The following is a 23675-nucleotide window of genomic DNA, read 5'->3' on the forward strand; positions in this document are numbered from 1 at the left end:
TTTCTTTAAGAAAGTAGGAATATAATGTCTTCTGAAAATGATTATTGTGTCATTGGTTTAGGAAAGTTTGGAATGTCAGTTGTTAGAACTCTAGAAGAATTAGGTAAGGTTTGTTTGGCGATTGATAAGAATGAAGAACGTGTACAATTAGCAGCAAATATTGCTAGTGAAGTTTTGATTTTAGATTCAACAAATCGTAATGCTTTAGAAGATGCTGGGATTTATAAAATTAAGAACATCATCATTGCTGTGGGATCAGATTTAGCAGCTTCAGTTGTTACAGCAGTTCAAATTTTAAATTTACAAAAAGAATATAATGATGGTACTGAAATTAATATTGTTGCTAAGGCTGTTGATAGCACTCATCAATTGCTTTTACAAGCGATTGGCATAAATAATATCATTCTTCCTGAAATAGAAGCTGGTAGAAGAGCAGCTTATCGAGCAATCTGAAAGTTAGGATTAGATCTAACAACAGTTGATGAAAAGCATTCGATTGTTAATGTTACAGTTAAGAATATTCGTTTGACAAATAAGAAGTTAGAAACATTAAAAATTCCTAATACTTATAACATCAATCTAATTGCTATTAAAAGAGATAATAAAGTTATCATTCCTCGTAGTGATGAAAGACTGTTCTTAAATGATGAAGTACTTTTCATTGGCAAGAATGACAACATTAGTCGAGTTTACAATGATTTTAATTTAAATATTGGACCTTCAACAATAATTAAAGAAAAGGCCCAAAAGGTTAAGAAAAAAATTAAAAAACGTAAGAAAAGTTTATTTAAGAAAAAGAAACGTTAGCAATTAGTTTTAAGTTTTTTAGTTGTTTTTTAAAATAATTTACGATAGAATGGATTTATTAGATAAGTATAATTAAGTTTGTTTTTTAGAGAGAGTGAGATTGGTGCAATCACTTAAATTACTTAATTAGAAGCTACTAAGATTTGACAAAATTAATAAACTAATTGAGAGCTTTGGTATTTAAAATACTGAAGAATTAGGATGGTACCGCGTTGAACAAACGTTCCTAAATTTAGGAACGTTTTTTATTTTTAAAAAGGAGATCAAACAATGAAATGAACAACTGATAAATTAAGAGCAACATGATTAGAATTTTTTAAAGCAAAAAATCATCATGTTCTGCCAACAGCTTCGTTAGTTCCTAATGATGATCCATCATTGTTGTGAATTAATTCTGGGGTAGCTAATTTAAAACCTTATTTTGAAGGAAAAAAAACACCACCTTCATTAAGATTAGTTAACTCACAAAAAGCAATTAGAACTAATGATATTGAAAATGTTGGCTACACATCTAGACATCATACTTTTTTTGAGATGCTAGGAAATTTTTCGATTGGTGACTATTTTAAAGAAGAAGCAATCATTTGAGCTTGAGAGTTTCTAACTGATAAGCAGTGGTTGAACTTTTCAAAAGAAAAATTATACATCACTGTTTTTGAAGATGATCAAGAAACTTATGATATTTGATTGAAGCAAATTAAAGTTAAGAAAGACCACATAATTTTAGGAACAAGAAAAACTAATTTTTGAGATATGGGTCAAGGTCCTTGTGGACCAAACACTGAAATTTATTATGATCGTGGTCCTAAATATGATAAGAAAAAAATTGGCTTGAAATTATTAATTGATGACATTGAGAATGATCGCTATATTGAAATTTGAAATATTGTTTTCTCACAATTTAATAATGATGGCTTTAATAACTACACTGACCTACCAAGAAAGAATATTGATACTGGTGCAGGGTTAGAAAGAATTATCAGTATCTTACAAGATGTACCAACTAATTTTGATACGGATTTATTTCAAGCGATTATCAAGAAATGTCAGACACTAACTAAGTATCGTTACGATATCAATAATTATTTTAAGAATGATGAGCAACAAAGCAAGATCAACACTGCTTTTAAAATTATTAGTGATCATATTCGTTGTTTGACTTTTGCAATTAGTGATGGAGTTTTTCCTAGTGCAAAAACTCGTGGTTACATTTTAAGAAGACTAATAAGAAGAGCAGAAATTTATGGACAAAAGTTAGATATCAATAAACCATTTTTATATTTTTTAGTGCCAACTGTTGTCAAACAAATGGGAAGTTACTATCCAGAATTAAAAGCTAAGCAAGATTTAATTGTTACTGTGGTTCAGAATGAAGAAATTAAGTTCTGACAAACTTTAGTTTCAGGCAAAGAATTACTTTTAAAAGTAATCAAAGAAGAGCAAACAGTTTCAGCAGCAAACGCTTTTAAGTTATTTGATACTTATGGTTTTCCAATTGAGTTAACCCAAGAACTGGCCCAAGAAAATCAAGTAAGCATTGATTTAGCAGGATTTGAAAAACTACTAGCTCAACAAAAAGAAAATGCTCGTAGTGCTCAAGGAGATGTTAAGGCGCTAACGCAACAAAATCCTTTATTAGTTAACTTACCTTTAAAATCTAGTTTTGTTGGCTACAAAAAAGAAAAAATTGATGATGGAGAAATTATTTTTATTTTCAAAGACAATCAACAATTTCAAAGTTTAGAAAATACTACTGGCTACGTCATTTTAGATCGCACACCATTTTATGCTGAAAAAGGTGGTCAAGCAGCAGATGCAGGAGAAATTAATGGTCCTGATGGCTATGGGACAGTGTTAGATGTTCAATCAGTCAACAATCTTAATATTCATTACTTAGATGTTAGTGGAAAATTAACAAAAGGTGATGTTGTTAGCGCTGTCATCAATCAAGAGAAGCGCTTCTACACAAGAAAGAATCATTCAGGTACTCATTTATTGCATGCTGCGTTAAGAAGTGTTTTAGGCACTCATGTGATGCAATCAGGTAGTTTTAATAATGAAGACTACTTAAGATTAGATTTTAGTCACTTTCAAAATCTTAGTGAAGCAGAAATGTTGAAAATTGAAGCACAAGTAGCAACTTGAATTAATTCTGCTACACCATGTGAGGTACTGCATTTAACTCATGAACAAGCTTTAAAAATTGGTGCGTTAGCTTTCTTTGGTGAGAAATATGAATCAATTGTACGAGTGATTAAGTTTGGTGACTTTTCAATTGAATTATGTGGTGGCACACATTGTGGCAACACAAAAGAAGTTGAAGATTTACTAGTCACTAATATTGAGTCAAAGGGATCAGGTAGTTATCGTATTCAAGCGCTAACTAGCTTTAAAACAATTAACAGTTTTTTAGATGAAAAGATGAATGAAATTAAATTGCAAGTTGCAGAAATTAAAACTAAATATTCTGCACAAGCAAAAATCAAGCAAGATAAAAAAATTGAAAAGCATTTGCTTGCTTTAGCAGTTTTAGAAACAACAAAAGAAGCTTGAAGAATTGCTAAGAAAAATTTAGCTGTGTTACAAAATGATTTTCGTAAGTGACAAAAAGACGTTCAAGTGAAACTTGAACAAGAAGAAGAAGCTAAGTATTTAAAATTAAAGCCAGAACTAACTAAGAATAGTACTTATTTACTAACTCATGAGTTTAAAGATTTTAATCTTAATAGTTTGAAGAATCTAACAGATCACTATCGTAATCGTTATGACAATATCGTGATCATCTTTTTAAATCATCTTTCTGCAACGAATGAAACTTTGATTGTTCTTGCAATTAGTAAGCAGTTGGCTGACAACAATTATCATGCTAAGGAAATGTTGCTGACAATTCTAAAGTGATTTCAAGGTAAGGGGGGAGGAACTAATTTATTAAGTCAAGGTAAGATTGAAGGAATTGTTAGAGCAAAAGATATCGTTAAGGTGTTAGAAGAACAATAAAAGAGAACTAAAAATGGTTAGCTCAAACTAACCATTTTTTAAAAAAATTCACATTGTTCATTATTCTCGTTGTTGCTATCGTTTCTTAAAAATATTTCAATTTCATCTTCATTGTAACCAATTTGCAGTCTTTCTTTATTTTCCTGTAAAATAAGTGGACGTTTTAAAACTGTTGGTGAAGTACTAATTAAATGATAAATTTGAGAAAGTTTTAAACTTTCAATATTAAACACATGGTGTTTAATTAGTTTAGCTCTTGATGAAATAATATCATTTATGCCATTAGTAGCAAATCGTAATAAAACTTTGATTTCACTTTCAGTTAGTGGTTCTTTAATAATATTTCTTTTGATGTAAGAAATATTATTTTTGTCGAAAAATTGCATTACTTTCTTTGAAGATAGACAACTAGGAGAAACATACACCTTTATCATATTTCTTTACCCTTAAATTTTCATAAAACCAATTTTTAATATGTTTTTAAAAGATATGTTTTTTAAATTAAAATTGCTTTATTTATCATCCTTTCTTTTCTTTTTACCCTATTTTGTTTACTTGAAAACAATAGTATCACTTTTAAATATTATTTGTTGTTTAATAAAAAATGGAAATTTTTAGTTAAATAATTGTTAATTGATTAAATTTTTGTTATAAATAAGGTAAATAAATTAAATAAGTAATTTTATTCTGTTAGGTGAGGCTACTTTATGGATATATGCTGCTACCCACCTTTTGTCTAAAGACAAAAAACTGGGTGAACAACTCTTGTCGGATTAAGGCTTGAGTTAATGTAGCTGACTTTCAAAAGTCAAAGTTGTAAAGTGCTAAAGCTCAACGTGGAGAATAAATTCTTTTTCAGTGAGTCAGGATTTATTCGATAATAAGTCCTTTTTTAATTTTTTTAAAAAATCATATGAGGTGTAAAATGCTTCTAAAGAAGAAAAAGAAAGATGTTGCAAAGAATACTAACTTTTTTAAAGAGATTTCGCAAGCATCGCAAACAGAAGCAATTACTAAACTTGAAAGCAGCTTAGCAGGATTGAGAAGATCAGAAGTTGAGGACAAGGAAAAAATTTATGGTAAGAATGTGTTTGCAAGAAAAGGTTTTATTTGATACAAACGTCTTTTTGCAAATATTGCCAATCCTTTTGTTATCATCTTATTTATTATCTTTATCTACAACTTAATTAGTTATTTTGTGATTAATGCTAATAATGCTGATGAAAGAATTAGTGACTTATGAAGTGCAATCATTGTGATAGTGATGATTGTTTTGAGTGTGGGAATTTCTTATTTTCAAGATTTTCGTAGCTATAAGTCATCAGAAAAATTAAGAGAGTTAGTTGAAACTACTGCCAGTGTTTTTCGTTTTAGTAAGAAAAATCCTGAGTATAAAGCAAATTTAAAAGATTTGAACAGTGTTTCTAAATATACTAAAGAAATTTTAATTGAAGAATTGGTACCAGGAGACATTATTTTTCTTTCATCAGGAGATATGGTGCCTGCTGATGTGCGAATTTTAAGTTCAGTTGATTTGTTTATTAATCAAGCATCATTAACAGGAGAAGCACTTCCTGTTGAAAAGCATGCTAAGTATAGTCCAGTAAATCCTAAAAGAGTTTCAAATATTTTGGAATTTCAAAATTTATGTTTTATGGGAACAAGTGTTGTTTCTGGTGGTGCTATTGCACTTGTTGTGGCAACAGGAACAAGTAGTTATTTTGGCACAATTGCTAGTTCAATTACCGCTAAAAGACCAACAACTTCTTTCAATAAAGGAATTAAAAAAACTAGTTATATTTTAGTTGGTTTTATGGCAGTGATCGTACCAATTATCTTTATTGTTAATGCATTCATGAAACATGATGCACTAGCAGCTTTGATTTTTTCAATTTCTGTTGCAGTTAGTTTGACTCCAGAGATGCTCCCAATGATTGTTAGTGCAAATTTAGCTCGAGGAGCAGTAAGACTATCAAAGAAAAAAGTTATTGTTAAGAATTTAAGTAGTATGCAAAACTTTGGTGCGATGGATATTTTATGTACTGATAAAACAGGAACGCTAACTGAAGATAAAATTGAATTAGTGAAGCATTTGGATGCTAAAGGAAAAGAATCAGAAAAAGTTCTAGAAATGGCTTATTTGAATAGTTTTTTTCAAACAGGATTAAAAAACAATATTGATAAGACAATTATTGAACATATTAAATCTCGTCATGACAAAATTATTGGGATGCCTTACACAAAAATTGATGAGATACCATTTGATTTTGCTAGAAGAAGAATGTCAGTTGTTGTTGCTAAAGATAAAGCAACAGATACTTTAATTACTAAAGGTGCAGTTGAAGAAATTTTAAAGATTTGTCAAGATGTTGAGATAGATGGCAAGATAGTGCCATTAGATAAAGCAATTAAAGAAAATGTTCTAGCTTTAAGTAAAGAATTAAATGCTGAAGGTTTAAGAGTAATTGCGATTGGTTCAAGAGACTATAAGCATACTAATCATGTTTACAAAATTAAAGATGAATCAAAGTTGACTTTACTTGGTTACATTGGGTTCTTTGATGTACCAAAGAAGAGTGCTATTAGTGCCATTAAAACACTAAAAAGTCATGGTGTTGATGTAAAGATTCTAACTGGAGACAACGAAATTGTAACTAGAGCAATTTGTAACAAAGTTGGCTTGGATCCTAAAACACCATTATTAGGAACAGAAATAGACAGTATGAGTGATAAGAAGTTAAGAGAACTTGCAGTCAACACAACAATTTTTGCTAAGATGAATCCTTTACAAAAAGCAAGAATTATTGACATCTTAAAGCTAAAAGGTCATACAGTTGGTTTTTTAGGTGATGGAATTAATGATGCTGTTGCCTTGCATCATGCTGATGTTAGTATTTCAGTAAATAGTGCGACAGATATTGCTAAAGAAGCTTCAGATATCATTTTGTTAGAAAAAGATTTAGATGTCCTAGAGCAAGGAGTAGTTGGCGGAAGAATTACTTTTGGGAACATTTTAAAATATATCAAGATTACAATTTCTTCTAACTTTGGGAATGCGTTAAGTCTTTTAGTGGCTTCATTCTGATTGCCATTCTTTCCAATGGTTGCAATTCAAATTCTGCTACAAAATCTGTTGTATGATATTTCTCAACTATCAATTCCTTGAGATAATGTTGATCAAGAATTTATTGCTAAACCACAGAAATGAAATAGTAAAAGTATCATTCCATTTGCTTTATGGAATGGTCCTTTAAGTTCGATTTTTGATATCACAACCTTCTTGTTTATGGGTTATGCCTTTAATGTCTTTGATCACTTTAATGATCCTTATTATCTTGGTCTTTTCCAAGCTGGATGATTTATTGTTGGTATTACAACTCAAACTTTAATTTTCCATTTATTAAGAACACCAAAAATTCCATTTATTCAAAGTATTGCTTCATGACCAGTTCTTATTGTCACAGGTTTAATTACAGTAATTGGAATTGCGATACCATTCACACCTTTAGGTCATAATATTGGTTTTGTTAACTTATCTGGTATTTATTTTGCCTATCTTGCTGGTGTTGTCGTTTTATACTTTATTCTTAGTCAGTTATGGAAAATGTTGTATATCAAAATTACCAAAAGTTGGATTTAAATTTAAATTGATAGATGTTGCGAAAAATGTCTATCAATTTTATAATTAGAATCGTTATTCAATTTTAAAATGAAATAAAAGTATATAATTGTTTTATAACAGTGGAGGTATTATGAAAATAGCATTTGATGTGATGGGCTCAGATAATGGCAGTAAAAATCCAATCTTAGCTGCTTTGCAAATGATTAAAGAATTTAAGGATTTAGAGATTATTTTAGTTGGTGATGAAAAAGAGATTACTGAACATTTAAAGCAGATTTTTAAGGATGAAAAAACTCCTGATGCAATCTCAATTCATGGTGCTAAGGATGTAGTACCAATGACTGCTGGTCCTTTTGAAGCAGTAAGAATGCCTAATTCGTCAATGAGTCAAGCTGTAAAATTAGTCAAAGAAGAAAAAGCAGATGGAGTACTTTCATCTGGTTCAACAGCTGCTTATTTAGGAGTTTGTCATTTAATCTTAGGAGAAATTAGTGGGATTAAACGACCAGCCTTTATGCCGATTATGCCAACTTTAAAAGGTGGTAAAGTACTGTTGTTAGATGTGGGAGCTAATATTGAGAATAGTGTTGACGAGTTGATTAGTTTTGCTTTAATGGCTCATATTTATAGTCAAACAATTTTGAATATTGCTCGTCCATCGATTGCTTTATTAAATATTGGAACAGAAGAAAATAAAGGTCCTGCTGTGACAAAAGAAACTTATGCGAAATTAAAGCAACTAACGCAATCAAATGCTAGTCTTAGTTTTTTAAACTTTCATGGCAACATTGAACCAAGAGATGTCTTATCAGGTGATGTTGATATTATTGTTTGCGATGGGTATTCAGGGAATGTTGTTTTAAAGTCACTTGAAGGAATGGCAACCTTAATCTTTAGTCTAATTAAAAAAGGCTACACAAAAAATTTATGAACGAAGTTTCTAGCATTATTGTCTAAACCTGTGTTTAAGGGAATCAAAAATACTTTTGATTATAAAAATACTGGAGGAGCACAATTAATTGGGATTAATGGCATTTGCTTTAAAGCACATGGATCAAGTGACAGTAGATCTTACTATAGTACTTTAAAATTATTAAGACAAGCAATTGACCAAGATGTAACAAATAAAATTAAAACACAAGTTGCTGAACTTTTATAAGAAGGAATAAGTATGGAAAATGAAATTAAAAATATTTTAAAAATGCCCTTAGAAGAAAAAATTAAAACAAATCAGTTCTATCAAGCAGCCTTTACTCATAAGTCTTATTCAAATGAAAATCATTTAAGTTATTCATATGAACGATTGGAGTTTCTTGGTGATGCTGTTTTAAGTGTCCATATCACTCATTTTATTTGAGAACATTTTCCTAATATGGATGAGGGTGAACTTACTAATTTAAGAAGTAAGGCAGTAAGACAAGAAACACTTGCAGCTGCAAGTCTTTCTTTAGGTCTAGAAAAATATCTTTTTCTTGGCCATGGTGAAGAAAATACTGGTGGTAAGCAAAGAGTGAGTATCTTATCTGATGTGTTTGAAAGTTTTCTAGCTGCAGTGTATTTAGATTTGGGACATCAAGCAGTTGATAAGGTCTTGAATCTAACTTTATACGAATGAATTATTTCTAATAGTTTTGATAGTATGGTTGACTACAAAACAAAGTTACAAGAGTATGTCCAAAATGAAAAACGTAATCCGATTGTCTACAAACTTTTAGAGCAAAACAAAAAAAATAATATAACATTTTTTGTAATTGGAGTTTATTTAGATGATATCCTTTTAGGAAAAGGGCAAGGGTCAACTAAAAAGAAAGCAGAGCAGGAAGCAGCTAAAGCTGCTCTAGAAAAGCTATCAAAAGAAGTAAAATAGTAGCAATTAAACAATATTAGATAAATGGGATTGGGAGATTAAGATGTTTAAGTTACTAACTAACTATATTCGAGAACAAAAAACAAGTTTAGTACAAGTTTTTGGCTTGGGTTTTGTTATTATCATCATGGTTAGTTCTTTCTTATCATTAAATTTTGGTACTTCTTATGTTAGCGATAGTTATTGAGAAGATATTGCCAAAGAAGAGTTTCATCAAGATGTTTACTTTAATCCTGATGCAAGATTTAAAAATGGATTTATCAAAGAAACTTGATTAAATAATCTTGACTATATGCTGAGAGGCAATGAGATTGATAGTGAGAAGATGCTTAAAGCTACTTTTCAACTTGAAAAGTTACCAGGAGATGCAGCAAATAATTTGTATCTTTATCGTTTTCATTTTAATAGCACTAATAGTGATGATCACATCAGTGTTGGTTCAAAAGTTGCTGAAGATACAGGACATGACTATGTTGATTTTAAATTAAGTGCTCCTTTTAATTATCCTTCTGTTGCTGAGCATAACCAATTTCTAAAAGATGAAGCTACTATATTGGATAGTTATGTTTACGATGGTAGCGATAATAAGAATAAAATTAATTTTTTCATCACTAATAACAAGGCTTTAGAATATCATAATAGTAATAAACCAGCATGAGATACTCATGGTGACTATACTGCACAAGATATCATCAATCAAGCAAAACTGTATCAGTATCTTCTTACTGGTATGTTGTATGGTGATAATTTATCATGGTCAAAAGTTTACTACATTAATGATTTATTAATTACTGGTAAGACAATGAGTTTTATTCAAACAACTGCTAAAGATAAAGTTCTTGCTCCAATTCTAACAGATGGCAACACTCGTCAATTTGATCCAAGAAATTTAGCAGATGATGAAATTTTAGTTTATCGTCAATTTGCTGAAGAAAACAATTTAAAGATTGGTCAAGATTACATTTTTGCTGGCTATAAGTTTCATATTGCAGGCTTTGCAACGAGTATTTTAGCAGCAAATAATGCAACTTATTTTTACTATCAAAGTGATAATAAGAATCAAACAGTAGCGTTTACTAATCAAGCAACAATGAATAAAGTGATGAATAATCCTTATACTGTTATTTATGAAAATCAATTTTTTGGGTTTAATCCAGAAGTATCTGCTAAAAGTATTGGTGTAACAGATGAGAATCCAACAGGGAATGAATGACTTTATAATTATTTGCATCAAAGAATTCTTGATGATAAGACAGTTAATCGAACAAAATTGTATTCTGCTAATCAGAATGCCATTCATAATAGAATCTTATTAAACCCACTTAATATTAGAACAACATATAAAGTTGAAGCAATAGAAGCTGTAGTTTGAACAAATGTTAATGATTTACGAGGCATCTTTTTAGAAATTGCTTCTGCTTTTTTAGGGTTGATTTTTGTTGTTGTTAGTGTGATTGTTTTCATTGTTATTTTTAAAATGATTGACCGTAATAAAAGGTTGATTGGAATTTTAAAAGCGCATGGCTATCCAAGTTGAAAGTTAAATCTTGCCTTAGTTGCTTCAACAATTTTTCCGATTCTTTTATTTGCTATTTTAGGGAGTGCTATTGCTATTTTATTTGGTCATTTGATTATTAGCACTTATAGTACAGCAATTATTCTAGTGTCTTATGGTTGACCTTTTTATTGGTCAATTGCTTTAATAGTAATTTTTGTTCCTTTTGTTGTGCTATCAATAATTAGTTTTATTATGGTAGCTTTTCTTTTAAAAGTGAAACCTTTGACTTTAATCAATAATAGTTGATCAAAACCAAAAAATAATTTTAGCATTAATGCTTTTTTTGGTTCATTAATTTCAGGGGTGACAAAGAATTTCAACTATTACAATAAGTTAGCAATCACAACAACTTTTCGTGGGTTTGGTAAGTTGCTTTTTGTTATCATTGTTAGCGTTTTTGCTAGTACTTTATTGTTGTTCTCTTTTTCTTCAGGTGGATTAGTTAATAATTTATTAGGATTACAATTTGCTTCAATTAATTATAAATTTAATACCACCTATAACTTTGATAGTGATATTAGTAGTAATTTTATTAATGGTAATAATGAATTATTGTATAAGAAAGAAACAGTTAGTGAAATTAAAGCTAGTCCTTCTTTATACTTGCCAATTAGAAAAGCTCTTGAACAAATAAGAGATGATCATTCTAATACACCAAAATTAATTGATACTCGTTACGGATATTTAATGGGTAGTGAAATGTATAAAATTCGTAGTGAAGTTGTTGATCCAAATTTGACAGAATTTCCACAAGAATTTCAAGATTTTTGAAATCAAAATATTTTCTTCATTGATTATTTAACTAATGACAATGGTAAGAACAAAACTGATTTAATGATTAACTTTGGGCTTTTACCATATAACACAGAAGTAGAAACACCTTACACTGAGCTTGAATTTTCAGATGCTCATGATTTTAATATTAATACTATTGATAGTAGTGAATACTATTATGATAACGATAGTAATGTCTTGCAAGGTGATTGAACAAAATTAAGAGGAAATAAAAGAACTGTTTATGGTGTGGGTGACAGTGCTGCCACTTATCTTTCTCCTTCATTTAAAAATACTAATTTTAGTAATTTTACTAACTTAACTCTGTCAGGGATGGATACTGCTGGAGGATGACTAAATACTAATTTTTTAAATGTTAGAAATTCAATTATTGAAAAATTTAATATTCAAAATCCTGATACTGCAGCAATAAAAATTATTCCAATGATTGGTTCAACAGTACCTGGAATAAAGAATAAGGCTGGTGGTGATGGAGATAGTATTGGTAAGACTGTTTTATATCGCTATCAAGGACTAGACAGTCAAACTAAATATATTATTGGAGTTATTTATGATGGAGCCAGAAATTTATTGCAAAATACTATCTTGATGCCTGAAACATGATTAAATCCAGCAATTTTTGGTAACTATACTAATTTAGCAGCAAGTTTTGCAAATACTAAGTTTACTAAATTTAATGAAAGTGAACTGCATCAGTATCTACCAATTATTAGCACTAAAAATGATTATTTATTTGATTTAACAAAAATTGCAGATAATAGTTATCTAAAAGATAAAGGAATTGCACCTGCTCTAACGATGATTTATGATGTTGATGCAATTAAGGAAATGTTTCAAGCAAGACAATATACTTTACAAACTTTGATTGTTCTATTTGCTGTCTTTAGTGTTATTTTGTCGTTTATGATTATCATCATTATTAGCAACATTAATATTCGTGATAATTTGGTTTTAATTGATATCTTACGTAGTTTGGGATATTCAGCAACAGAAATTTCTTATGTCTTCTTGCTAACAACGATTCCAATTTTAATTATTTTTTCTTTATTTGCTATTTTTATAGCTCCGGTGCTAGTTGGAGTTGTTGCAGGGGCAATTTCTAATTTTCTTTCATTAAATGTACCAATTATTTTTAAATGATGGTACTTTGCGTTAACTTTATTAGTTGTATTATTAATTTATTTTATTAGTTATCTTATTACTTGAAGTGTCAATGTTAACAATAAAAAATTAATGTCTCAAACAAAGTAAAAATATCAGTATTTATGCTGATATTTTTTAGATTTTTTTGCTTATTTTATATAGCCATGATAGAATAAGTAAAAAAATAAAGGATTTTAATTGTTTTAAAATTTAGGGTTAATAAAACATGGAAATTGATATTATTCGTGAAATTAAAAAAATTAGTTTAAATAATAAACATCGATTTTATTTTATTGCTAAGTATATTATTGATCACATCACTGAGATACCTAAAATTACTATCACAGATTTAGCTAAAGTAACTTTTTCTTCACCATCAACAATTAATCGTTTTACTAAATCTTTAGACTTGTCAGGATATAAAGAATTAGTTCATATCATTAAGTATTTTAATTACACTTTAGTTGATAGTGATAAATTAGCCAAGCAAGATAGTGAAAGTAATATTTTATATCAAAGATATCATGATGTTCTTAATAGTATTCAAGATACTTTCAATTTATTTGTGGCACAAGAAGATTTAGCAACGCAAGTGGTTAGTAAGTTAAGAAACGCTAAAAGAATTAATATTTTTGCAGTTGGTGGTACTTATAATCTTGCTAGAGATTTTCAAGAAAAACTTTTAAGAATGGGTTTTAATGCTGTTTCGTCTAATAACTTTCATGATGGTTACTTTTTAGTTAAGCAAACTAATAAAGACACTGTTAATATGTTTATTTCCTATTCAGGAGAAACAAAAGATTTAATTAAATTGGCTTCAATTTGTAAAGAAAATAATAGTCAAGTAGTTACAATTTCAAAGAAAAGTAATAACACGCTGGGTAGACTTGCTGATTTTAAATTAGAAATTAGTAGTAACGATCCAATTGTTAGAATTGTATCTTTGACCAATAGGTTAGCTTTAATATTTTGTCTGGATATGATTTTGTATAAACTATTGTTTACTGATTTTGAACATTATAAGGATCTTTTGCAAAAAACTGCATTAAATAAGTTTTAAATGAAAAAAAATTACTTTTTTTGAGATAAAAATCTATAATGTAATTTTTGCTTGTTTTTACTAAATTATATTTTTAATATAAATGTGGGGGTTATAAAAAAATTGTTTCATAAAATTTTAACAAAATTAAACCCGATTCAATAATTTTTGCAGACATTAAATCTTTACCCGAAGTGATAGAAACTCTATCTCCCTCTGCAATAAATTAATTGTTTTAGAATTAGAATTGTCTTTAAAGTAATTAATGCCCTTACTGAATCAATTAATCATAATGATGAGACAATTATTAATTCTAAAAATGTTAAATAGATGAAACAATACCCTATTCAAGTATTTTTATTATTTTTTCTGAGATTTTTTATTAATATCTTGGATTTTGATAAAAAATCTTATCTGGTATTGCTGGATTATGCAAAGCATATGGAGTGTTGAAATAACAACTCCACCAGCAGCAATATCATGATTTGAAGTTTGAACTTGATTTAAAAACAGCAAAATGAAATGATATCAACTATTTAAAAAACAAAAAATTGTTAAAAGGGATGAATAGTATGAGTAAAAAGAATTCATTAAAAACCGCTGAAGAAATAGCAAAACTTTTTAATCAGGGAGACATTGTATCTTTTACTAATTGTATGACTCGTTTGAGAATAACAGTTAGAAGAGGAGCAAATATTGATCAAGAAAAAATTAAATCAATTGAAAATGTAACTGGTTTAATTGTTAATGACACAGAATATCAAATTATTTTAGGTCCTGGGTTTGTTAATCAAGTAACTAATAACTTTAAAAAATTTGTTAATTTAGAAACTGAATCAGTTGAAGATAACAATATTCAAGCATCACAATCTCTAGCAGATTTAGCGAGTTTTGAAAAGCAAAAATTGCGTGCTGGAGGAAGTGTTAAGAAATTCTTAACTAAAATTTCTAAAGTATTTACACCATTAATCCCAGCCTTTATTGGTGCTGGACTTTTATCTGGTATTGCTGGAATTATTCTTTCAAGTGGAGGAGGAGCAGATAATGCATCTGAAACAATAAAATCTTGAAATAGTGTTCTTGCATTTGCTTTAGCAATTTTAACAAATGTCTTTATCATTGCTGTAGGATGACGATTGGGTGAAGAATTTGGTGGTAATGCTGGATTATGTGCTTTAATTGCAGCAATGTTTTGTGGTTTTGCTGGAGCGAATATTTCTGGGATTTTTATTCCAGTTAAAGATACTGATGGCTTCATCACAGCTTATAATTTTTTAGGGATACTAATTAATAAAGATACTATTCAACACAATTGGTTTACAGTTGGATTTGTTAATCTTGATACTCAAGGAAATCCAATTTTAGGTGCTCCACATGCTGGATTAATTGGAGCAATGATTGCTGTTGGTTTCACAATTTTTGTTGAAAAACAATTTAGAAAATTTATGCCAGGAGCATTGGATACAATTGTGACACCAATTTTAGTAATTCTTGCGATGATTTTTTTAAATTTTGTTTTCATAATTCCAGCTGCTGGTTACTTGTTTACTGCAATAACTTTCTTATTTAATAATTTGTACACTAATCCATTTGGTGCAGCACTACTTGCTGGAATCTTCCTTTTTGCTTTAGCATTTGGAGTTCATCAAGGATTCTTACCAATTTATTTTGCTTTAATTGCTGACACTGGAGTAAATGGTTTATTCCCAATTATGTGTATGGGTGGTGTTGCTCAAGTTGGAGTTGCAATTTCAATGTGAATTATGGCAGGTAAAGGTTCACTTTTAAGAAAACAAATTTCTGGTGCTATCATACCTGGATTTTTAGGAATTGGAGAACCATTAATTTATGGTATTTCATTGCCAAGAGTTAAGCCATTCTTTGTTTCATGTATTGCTGCTGCTTTTGGTGGATTCATTATGGGAGCATTAAATACTTGAGGCGGTTTAGGGATTGGAATGAATGCTGCAACAGGTCCAGGTGGTCTAACAGCTGCGATTATGATGACTACTGTTGATGGTAATGTTGTAAAAGGAATTTTAGTTTATTTATCAGTTGTATTTGTTACTTACTTTATTGGCGCAGGGCTTTGTTTCTTTGCTTATTCTAGAGTTGCTCGTTATGGTGCAGAAAAAACTACAAATATAACAAGAGAATGACTTGTAACTATGAAAGATAAAGATCAAGAAATTTGAAATAAAATAGTTAGTTCATTAAAGCAATTTGGATTAATGCTTACTTATGTAACATTAATTGGCTTACCAATTATTTGACTAACTTGATATTATAAATCAAGTAATGAAGATAAAATGAATTTAAAAGAATTTAAATTAGTTTAGAAAGTTAAGTATGAATATTTCAATTTTAATTCCAATTCTTATTATCATTGCTTTATTAGTTTCAGTTCTTGGATCTATTTCTGGAGTTGGTGGGGGAGTATTATTTATTCCAGCAATGTTGTTGCTGATATCTGATTACTACTCTTTTAATCAAATTAGATTTGTTTCTACTTTATTAGTATTTGTGAGTGCTTTTATTAATGTTTTTTTAGAATTTATTAATAAAAGATTTAGTTGAACTTTAATTAGTTTAATTGCAATTATTGCAATTCCAACCATTTTTTTAGGAAATTATGTATCTTCATTAATTAGTCAAAGAATTACTCAAATTATTGTAATTGTATTACTAAGTATTGTTACGATTTTATTAAGTTGTAACAATATAATTAGTAAAAAAATCTTATTATGAAAAAAAGATAAAGTCGTAAAAAAATCATGATATTTATTAAAAACTAATTATGGTCTAACAATAAATATCTTTACAATTATTTTAATTACTTTTTTAGGGGGCATTATTACTACACTCACAGGAATGGGTGGAGGACCAATATTAATGCCTTTGCTTTTATTAACTTGTGGACTAACAATGAAACAAGCTACACCAATTTCACATAGTGTGATTGCAATTACTGCGTTTGTTTCACTTTGCTTGAGCTATCAATACTTTAGTAATCAAACATTGAATTTGCAAATTTCTTTGCCTATGACTTGTGGAGTTGTTATTGGAACGATAGTTGCTTACTTTATTAAAAACAAAATTAAAAATGAAGAAATAATAAAGTGAATTTTAATTGTTTTAATTTGAATTTCAATTATTAAAATGATTATTGATGTTACTGCATAGGAGATAACAATGGATTTAACAAAAATTACAACAGAGAAAAGAAATAAAAATAGTAAGAATATTGATAGAAGTTCTACTATGGAAATTCTTAAAATTATTAATAAAGAAGATGCGTTAATTGCGAAAGTTGTTAGTAAAAAATTAGCAGATATCTCAGAAGTAGTTGATTTAATTTATCAAAAATTTCAAGCTGGAGGAAGATTAATTTATATTGGCGCTGGAAGTTCTGGAAGAATTGGAATCTTAGATGCATCAGAAATGTTGCCAACTTATGGAATTAGTACTGAACGTATTTTTGGAATTATTGCTGGTGGCGATGATGCTTTGAAATTAGCAAAAGAAGGTGTTGAAGATAATGAGTTGCTAGCAATCGAAGATTTAAAAGCAGTTAACTTTAATGCAAATGATATCTTAATTGGTATCACAGCTTCAGGAAGAACGCCATATGTTTTGTCAGCTTTAAAATATTGTCGCGCAGTTAAAGGATTAGCAATTGGATTGACTATGACTACTGATCCAGAATTATCTTCTTATGTTGAAAAGGTAATTATCATTGAAACTGGTCAAGAAGTAATTACTGGAAGTACAAGAATGAAAGCAGGAACTGCAACAAAATTGGTACTTAATATGATTTCAACAGCGTTAATGGTGAAATATGGAAAAGTGTATCAAAATTTAATGGTTGATCTTGTTGCCAGTAATGAAAAATTAAAAGCTAGAGTAGTCAATATTGTTGCTACAATAACAGATGCTGATAGTGAAGTAATTCTTAAAACTTTAGCAACAGCAAATTATAATTGTAAAAATGCAATTGTTATGTTAGTTAAAAATGTTGACTATCAAGATAGTGTTCGTTTACTAGCTAAACATAATGGTAGCCTTGCTCAAATTTTATAAGTAATTAAAAATGAAAATTATCTTGTTTGAAAAATAAGATAATTTTTTTATTTATAAAAAACTTTATTTCTACTAGGTTTATAATTATAATTATGTAATACAAATGAATTATTTTAATTAGGAGTAATAATGAATAAAAACTACAAAGAAACATTATTGATGCCAAAAACTAATTTTGAGATGCGTGCTAATTTATCACAAAAAGAACCAGCAATTCAAAGTTTTTGAAATCAAAATCAAATTTATCAAAAATTAATTACTAGAAATAATGAGCAAAAAACTAAACAATTTATTCTTCATGATGGACCACCATATGCAAATGGGGACTTGCATATGGGTCATGCTTTAAATAAAATCTTAAAAGATTTTCTGATTCGTTACTATAATGCTAATGGTTATTATGCTCCTTATATTCCTGGTTGAGATACTCATGGTCTACCTATTGAACAAGCTGTTACTAATAGTGGTATTGATAGAAAAACTATTAGCATTAGTGAGTTTCGTCAAAAATGTTTAGCATATGCTAGTCAACAAGTTAAGAATCAAAAAGATCAATTTGAGAAGTTAGGTTTGCTAACTGATTTTAAGCAATACTATGTAACTTTTGATCAGAAATATGAAGCGCAGCAAATTAGGTTATTTGCCAAAATGATTGAACAAGAAGTTGTTTATCGTAATTTATATCCTGTTTATTGATCACCAAGTAGTGAAAGTGCTTTAGCTGAAGCTGAGATTGAATATAGCAATAAAAAAAGCCCAGCAGTTTTTGTTGCGTTTAATTTAATTGATCAAGCAAATACTGCAGTTGTGATTTGAACAACTACACCATGAACTCTACCAGCAAATCAATTGCTAGCAGTTAATCAACATTTTACTTATGTGTTGATTAAAGTTGCTGATAAGCAATACTACATTGCTAAGGATTTATTAGAAAATTTCTTAAAAGGGACAAATAGTAGTGACTATCAAGTTATTAAAGAAGTTCAAGGTGATGACTTAGTAGGATTAAAGGCTGCTCATCCGTTATATCAAAGACCAACATTAATTGTCCATAGTGACCATGTTAACTTAGAATCAGGAACAGGAGTTGTTCATATTGCTCCAGGTTTTGGAGTTGATGATTTTACTTTAGGATTGAAACATAATATTCAAATTATTGTGCCAATTGATGATCAGGGTAAGTTTACGACAGAAGTTCAAGATGATAGTTTAGTTGGTAAGTTTTATGATGATACTAATAAAGCAATAGTTGAACGTTTAAAAGCAAGTGGCAATTTAGTGGGATTTAGCTGAATTACTCATTCTTATCCCCATGATTGAAGAACAAAAAAACCAGTGATTTATCGTGCTACTTGACAGTGATTTATTGCTATTAGTAAATTAAAGCCAGAAATTCTATCAGCAATTGATAAGATTAACTTTTTTCCTGAATGAGGAAAAAAGCGTATGACTTTGATGACAAAGAATCGTAATGATTGATGTATCTCTCGTCAAAGAGCATGAGGAGTACCAATCCCAATTTTTTATAGTGAAAAGCATACAGCGATTTTAGATAGTAAAGTCATCAAACATGTTGCAGATTTATTTGAAAAATATGGTAGCAACATTTGATATCAAAAAACAGCAAAAGAATTGTTACCAGAAAATTTCACTCATATAAATAGTCCAAATGGTAATTTTACTAAAGAGAATGATATTATGGATGTTTGATATGATAGTGGTGTTTCTCATTTAGCAGTAATTAAAGCTAATGGTCTACCTTGACCTGTTGATTTATATTTTGAAGGAAATGATCAATTTCGTGGCTGATTTAATTCTAGTTTGATTACTGGGATTATTGATGGCAAGGCTAGTCCTTATAAGAATGCCTTAGCGCATGGATTTGTTAATGATGAAAAAGGTAACAAGATGTCAAAATCATTAGGAAATGTTCTTAATGTTAAGGATGTTTGTCAAAGTTATGGTGTTGATATTTTAAGATTATGAGTTGCTAGTGTTGACTTTCAAGATGACACAAGAATTGGTCAAGAAATTTTAAAGCAAATTAGTGAAAATTATCGTAAAATTCGTAATTTGTTAAGATTTTTATTAGGAAATTTATTTGACTTTGATGCTTCAACAATTGAAAAGCAAGACTTTAATACTACTTTTGCTAGTCTAGCAGAAGTTGATCAATATATCTTAGTAAAATTAAATCAGTTAATAAAGGATACTCATAGTGCTTATCAAAGTTATCAATTTAATAATTTTTATTATACTGTTCTAAATTTTATTACTAATGATCTATCAGCTTTTTATTGTGATATTAGTAAGGATACTTTGTATTTAAATGCAGCAGATGATAAAAGAAGAAAGCAAACGCAAACAACAATGTTTTATTTAGTTAAGACATTAATTAGTTTATTAAGCCCAATTCTACCTCATACTTGTGAAGAAGCTTTTCAAAGTTTAAAGCAAAAATCTTGAGACAACATTGAAACATCTTTCATGTTTGAACCATTTGTTGAACCATGAGAAATTAGCAATGAAGAAGAAATTTTAAAACAATGAAATTTATTTATGCAATTAAGAACAGAGGTTAACCAAGCAATCTCACAAGCACAAGTTAATAAAATAATTAAAAATACTTTAGAATCAAAAGTAGTGATTAAATTAAAGCCAGAAGCACAAGCGTTAAAAGTAATTGACAATCAAGAGTTAACTAAGTTGTTAATTGTTAGTGAAGCGCAATGAATTGATGATTTAAAAGCAGATTTCACTAGTAATTTAGCTGACATTAGTGTTACTTTAAAGCAAGGTATTAAGTGTGCACGCTGTTGATTAATTTATCAAAATTTAGTAACTGATATTTGTCAACGTTGTACTGATGTTTTAAAAGAAGGACAAACAGGGAATTAGAAAGAATGAAAGATTTTAAGGTTAGAACAAAAAAATATTTTTTGGATTATGATTGGAAATTATTTGTTAAACTAATTACTTTTATTGGGTTACTTTTTTTACTTGAGTTAGATCAATTAACTAAATTCTGAGCAAGAACCAACTTAACGCAAGATGTTGAACGTAGTTTTATTCCAGGATTTATTAACTTAAAGTATGTGATTAACTATGGTTCGGCTTTTGGTCTTAATCAAAATAAAACTGCTGTGTTAGTTACCATTGCTTTTTTAATTGCCTTTGTATTGTTAATTTGATGAATCTTTAGCCGCTCAACAACTAATATTATTGCTGTTACTTTTATTCTAGCAGGAACAATTGGTAACTTAAGTGATCGTTTTGTTTTTGATGGTGGTGTGATTGATTTTCTAAAGTGAGATATGTTTGAACCAAAAACAATTTTTAATGTTGCAGATATCATGGTGACAATAGGTATCATTATTATTGTTGTTCGTTTAATTGTTGATGGTGTGATGTTCCTTATTGAAGAAAAAAAAGAAAAGAAAGTGCAGCATAAAACTCATGAAAAACAAAGAAAAGCAGTTTAGTTTGCAATATCAATCATCAGAAGCAATTAGACTTGATAAGTTTTTAGCACAAGAGTTACAAAAACATGGTTATTCAAGAGTTTTTCTTAGTAATTTAATTGAACAAGGTCAAGTAACAGTAAACAATGAAGTTGTCACTAGTGCTAAAAAATTATTAAAATCAGGTGATGAAGTTAGTATTGAAATTATTAATGAAAATCAACCAAGTGATTTAGTAGCAAAAAAGATTGATATTCCAATTATTTATGAAGATGAAGATGTGATTGTTATTAATAAACCAAATAATTTAGTTGTTCATCCTGGAGCAGGAAACTTTGATAATACATTAGTGAATGGATTATTATTTAATATGAAAGAGTTATCATCAATTGATGAAACAAGACCAGGGATTGTTCATCGTTTAGATAAGCAAACAACAGGTTTATTAATTGTTGCTAAGAACAATCAAAGTCATTATTTTTTAAGTCAAGAGTTGAAAAATCATGAAATAAAACGCGAATATATTGCTTTAGTTCATGGTAAAATTAATACAAGATCTGGGACAATTGATGCACCAATTGCTCGAGATAAGCATAATCGTCTTAAAATGACAGTTAATCAAGAAAATGCAAAAAATGCAGTGACTCATTTTGAAGTGTTAGAAAGATTTGAAAGATATACTTTAATTTCTTGTCAATTAGAAACAGGAAGAACACATCAGATTCGTGTTCACTTACAATGAATTAATCATCCTGTGGTAAATGATCCAGTATATAGTAAATATCCAGTTGAGAATAGTAATTTTGGTCAGTATTTGCATGCTAGTAGAATTACTTTTATTCACCCAAGCACAAAAAAAGTTATGACTTTTAAGTCTGATTTGCCAGATTTTTTTGAAAATAGGTTACAATTATTAAGAAAGGAAAGTGGCAATTAATGGAAGAAAATATTTTAGATGTCTTAGGTTTACAATTAGTTGATTATTTTATTAATTTTCAAGAATACCAGCCATTTAATGTTCCTGAAAAGCTTCGTGATGAAGAGAGAGGAAAAGTTTATTTAGTTAATAAGAATAGTAGAAAATATCAAGTAATTAAAATTATTAAACAAAGTTCTTATGATGCAAATGAAATTAAAACTAAAGATGATCAAGTAGTTGAAATCTTAAAAAAAGATTTAGCTGTAAACGAAGCTGATTTTAAAATGTTGATTTTAATTCTTAATAGTGATCATCAAAATGAATTTCGTCAATCTCCAACAGTAGATATCATTGTTGCTACTCCTAATAATATTGTTCGTGAATTAGCAAAAACTTTTCCTTCAATTACTAAAGCAATCAAAACAGATAATTTAGAAGAATTTCAAGATGAAGAAAAGCAAGATGAAGAAGAAGGATCTGAAGAACTAACAGATCGTCAAAAAAATTGAAAGAAAATTAACTTTCAAAATCGTAGATTTTTAAAAGATGCTCTTTTAAAATCTACTAATCCGCATTTAGTTGTGACATGATTATTCTTTGCCTTACCGATTGTTTCATATGTAATTTTTACAATTTTAATTAATAGTAATCCAAATATCTTTCAAGGTGGAATAGAATTAAATTTAATTAAATTAGTATTTGGTGCTTCGCATCGTAATCTTATTTTTGGAGCCAACCAATATTGAAGATGACTAACTTATCCTTTAGTTCAATTTGATTCTTTAGCATTAGTCTTTTCATTATGAATGTTTTATCGAGTGGGTCGTTACATTGAAGGATTCTATGGATTGTGAAAGTCACTTATTATTTGAGTTTCAGCTGTAATCCTAACAGGAGTTATCCAATCAACGGTTGATCATGTTCAGATTATGAATGGTTTTGAGATTTTAAGTTTAATTTCAATTGGTGCAATGATTCCAATTATTTGAAATTATCGATTGTTTAAATCACCAGTGATGAATAAAATAATTATCACTTTTATCTTAATGTTGCTATTTTGAATTTTCTTTAGTGGAATGCAAGTTATCACTTTATTATATTGAATGATTGCCATTGGTTCAGGTTGATTAGTTGGAGCAGTTGTTAGTTATCATAATCGTAAGTTAACTCTCTTTTATGCTTTTAGTCCTGTTGCAATTGGTTTATTAATTTTATTTGCCATCTTAGTAGCATTTTTAAATCCTTACTATCACTTTGATGAACAAGGATTGACAAGAGATACACTAAACATTTATCAGCAATTTAATATTGTTAGCGAAGGCTTTGTTAGCTGGGTCATGTCACATTACTTTGGTCAATAAAAAAATGCAGATTAGTCTGCATTTTT

Annotated in this window: 16 protein-coding genes and 1 riboswitch; of the genes, 15 read left to right on the plus strand and 1 reads right to left on the minus strand. The window is 28.9% G+C overall.

Features of this window, described 5'->3' with window-relative positions:
* Positions 1-24: 24 nt before the first annotated feature.
* Both SPLAT_RS01380 and alaS read left to right on the plus strand, forming a co-directional pair.
* Positions 25-807, plus strand: coding sequence for a potassium channel family protein (locus tag SPLAT_RS01380; protein WP_168104622.1), 783 nt, complete (start codon positions 25-27; stop codon positions 805-807).
* 270 nt (positions 808-1077) lie between these two features.
* Positions 1078-3804, plus strand: coding sequence for an alanine--tRNA ligase (gene alaS, locus SPLAT_RS01385; RefSeq protein WP_168104623.1), 2727 nt, complete (start codon positions 1078-1080; stop codon positions 3802-3804).
* Between the two features lie 38 nt (positions 3805-3842).
* On the opposite strand, the gene SPLAT_RS01390 is transcribed toward alaS, so the two are convergent.
* Positions 3843-4238 (minus strand): Spx/MgsR family RNA polymerase-binding regulatory protein, encoded by a 396-nt coding sequence (locus tag SPLAT_RS01390; RefSeq protein WP_168104624.1) that lies wholly within the window; start codon positions 4236-4238, stop codon positions 3843-3845.
* A gap of 245 nt (positions 4239-4483) precedes the next feature.
* Positions 4484-4654, plus strand: a riboswitch (M-box (ykoK) riboswitch).
* A gap of 75 nt (positions 4655-4729) precedes the next feature.
* On the opposite strand from SPLAT_RS01390, the gene mgtA reads away from it, so the two are divergent.
* From mgtA to SPLAT_RS01455, 13 genes are all read left to right on the plus strand, one after another.
* Entirely contained in the window at positions 4730-7444 is a 2715-nt protein-coding gene (gene mgtA, locus SPLAT_RS01395; protein WP_168104625.1) for a magnesium-translocating P-type ATPase, read from the plus strand.
* Positions 7445-7556: 112 nt separating this feature from the next.
* Positions 7557-8585: a phosphate acyltransferase PlsX gene (gene plsX, locus SPLAT_RS01400; protein ID WP_168104626.1), complete on the plus strand. Its 1029-nt coding sequence runs from the start codon at positions 7557-7559 to the stop codon at positions 8583-8585.
* A 12-nt stretch (positions 8586-8597) separates the two neighbouring features.
* Complete coding sequence (gene rnc, locus SPLAT_RS01405; RefSeq protein ID WP_168104627.1) at positions 8598-9293, plus strand: ribonuclease III; 696 nt, start codon at positions 8598-8600, stop codon at positions 9291-9293.
* A 43-nt stretch (positions 9294-9336) separates the two neighbouring features.
* On the plus strand, positions 9337-12897 hold the full coding sequence (locus SPLAT_RS01410; protein ID WP_168104628.1) for an ABC transporter permease: 3561 nt from the start codon (positions 9337-9339) through the stop codon (positions 12895-12897).
* 118 nt (positions 12898-13015) lie between these two features.
* Positions 13016-13849: a MurR/RpiR family transcriptional regulator gene (locus tag SPLAT_RS01415; protein ID WP_168104629.1), complete on the plus strand. Its 834-nt coding sequence runs from the start codon at positions 13016-13018 to the stop codon at positions 13847-13849.
* A gap of 409 nt (positions 13850-14258) precedes the next feature.
* On the plus strand, positions 14259-14399 hold the full coding sequence (locus SPLAT_RS01420) for a hypothetical protein (protein WP_235083230.1): 141 nt from the start codon (positions 14259-14261) through the stop codon (positions 14397-14399).
* Position 14400: 1 nt separating this feature from the next.
* A complete protein-coding gene (locus SPLAT_RS01425; RefSeq protein WP_168104630.1) occupies positions 14401-16167 on the plus strand; it encodes a PTS transporter subunit EIIC in 1767 nt (588 codons plus the stop codon).
* A gap of 10 nt (positions 16168-16177) precedes the next feature.
* Complete coding sequence (locus tag SPLAT_RS01430; RefSeq protein ID WP_168104631.1) at positions 16178-17011, plus strand: sulfite exporter TauE/SafE family protein; 834 nt, start codon at positions 16178-16180, stop codon at positions 17009-17011.
* A gap of 9 nt (positions 17012-17020) precedes the next feature.
* On the plus strand, positions 17021-17908 hold the full coding sequence (murQ, locus tag SPLAT_RS01435; protein ID WP_168104632.1) for an N-acetylmuramic acid 6-phosphate etherase: 888 nt from the start codon (positions 17021-17023) through the stop codon (positions 17906-17908).
* 129 nt (positions 17909-18037) lie between these two features.
* Positions 18038-20806 (plus strand): isoleucine--tRNA ligase, encoded by a 2769-nt coding sequence (gene ileS / locus SPLAT_RS01440; RefSeq protein ID WP_168104633.1) that lies wholly within the window; start codon positions 18038-18040, stop codon positions 20804-20806.
* Positions 20807-20811: 5 nt separating this feature from the next.
* A complete protein-coding gene (gene lspA / locus SPLAT_RS01445; RefSeq protein ID WP_168104634.1) occupies positions 20812-21390 on the plus strand; it encodes a signal peptidase II in 579 nt (192 codons plus the stop codon).
* The gene (locus SPLAT_RS01450; protein WP_168104635.1) at positions 21365-22306 is read left to right on the plus strand and encodes an RluA family pseudouridine synthase; all 942 of its coding nucleotides are present in this window, start codon (positions 21365-21367) and stop codon (positions 22304-22306) included. Before lspA ends, SPLAT_RS01450 begins: the two co-directional genes overlap by 26 nt.
* Positions 22306-23649, plus strand: a complete 1344-nt coding sequence (locus SPLAT_RS01455; RefSeq protein ID WP_168104636.1) for a rhomboid family intramembrane serine protease — start codon at positions 22306-22308, stop codon at positions 23647-23649. The genes SPLAT_RS01450 and SPLAT_RS01455 overlap by 1 nt, the downstream gene beginning before the upstream one ends.
* Positions 23650-23675: the final 26 nt, after the last annotated feature.

Source organism: Spiroplasma platyhelix PALS-1 (assembly GCF_021496725.1).
GTDB lineage: Bacteria > Bacillota_I > Bacilli_A > Mycoplasmatales > VBWQ01 > Spiroplasma_D > Spiroplasma_D platyhelix.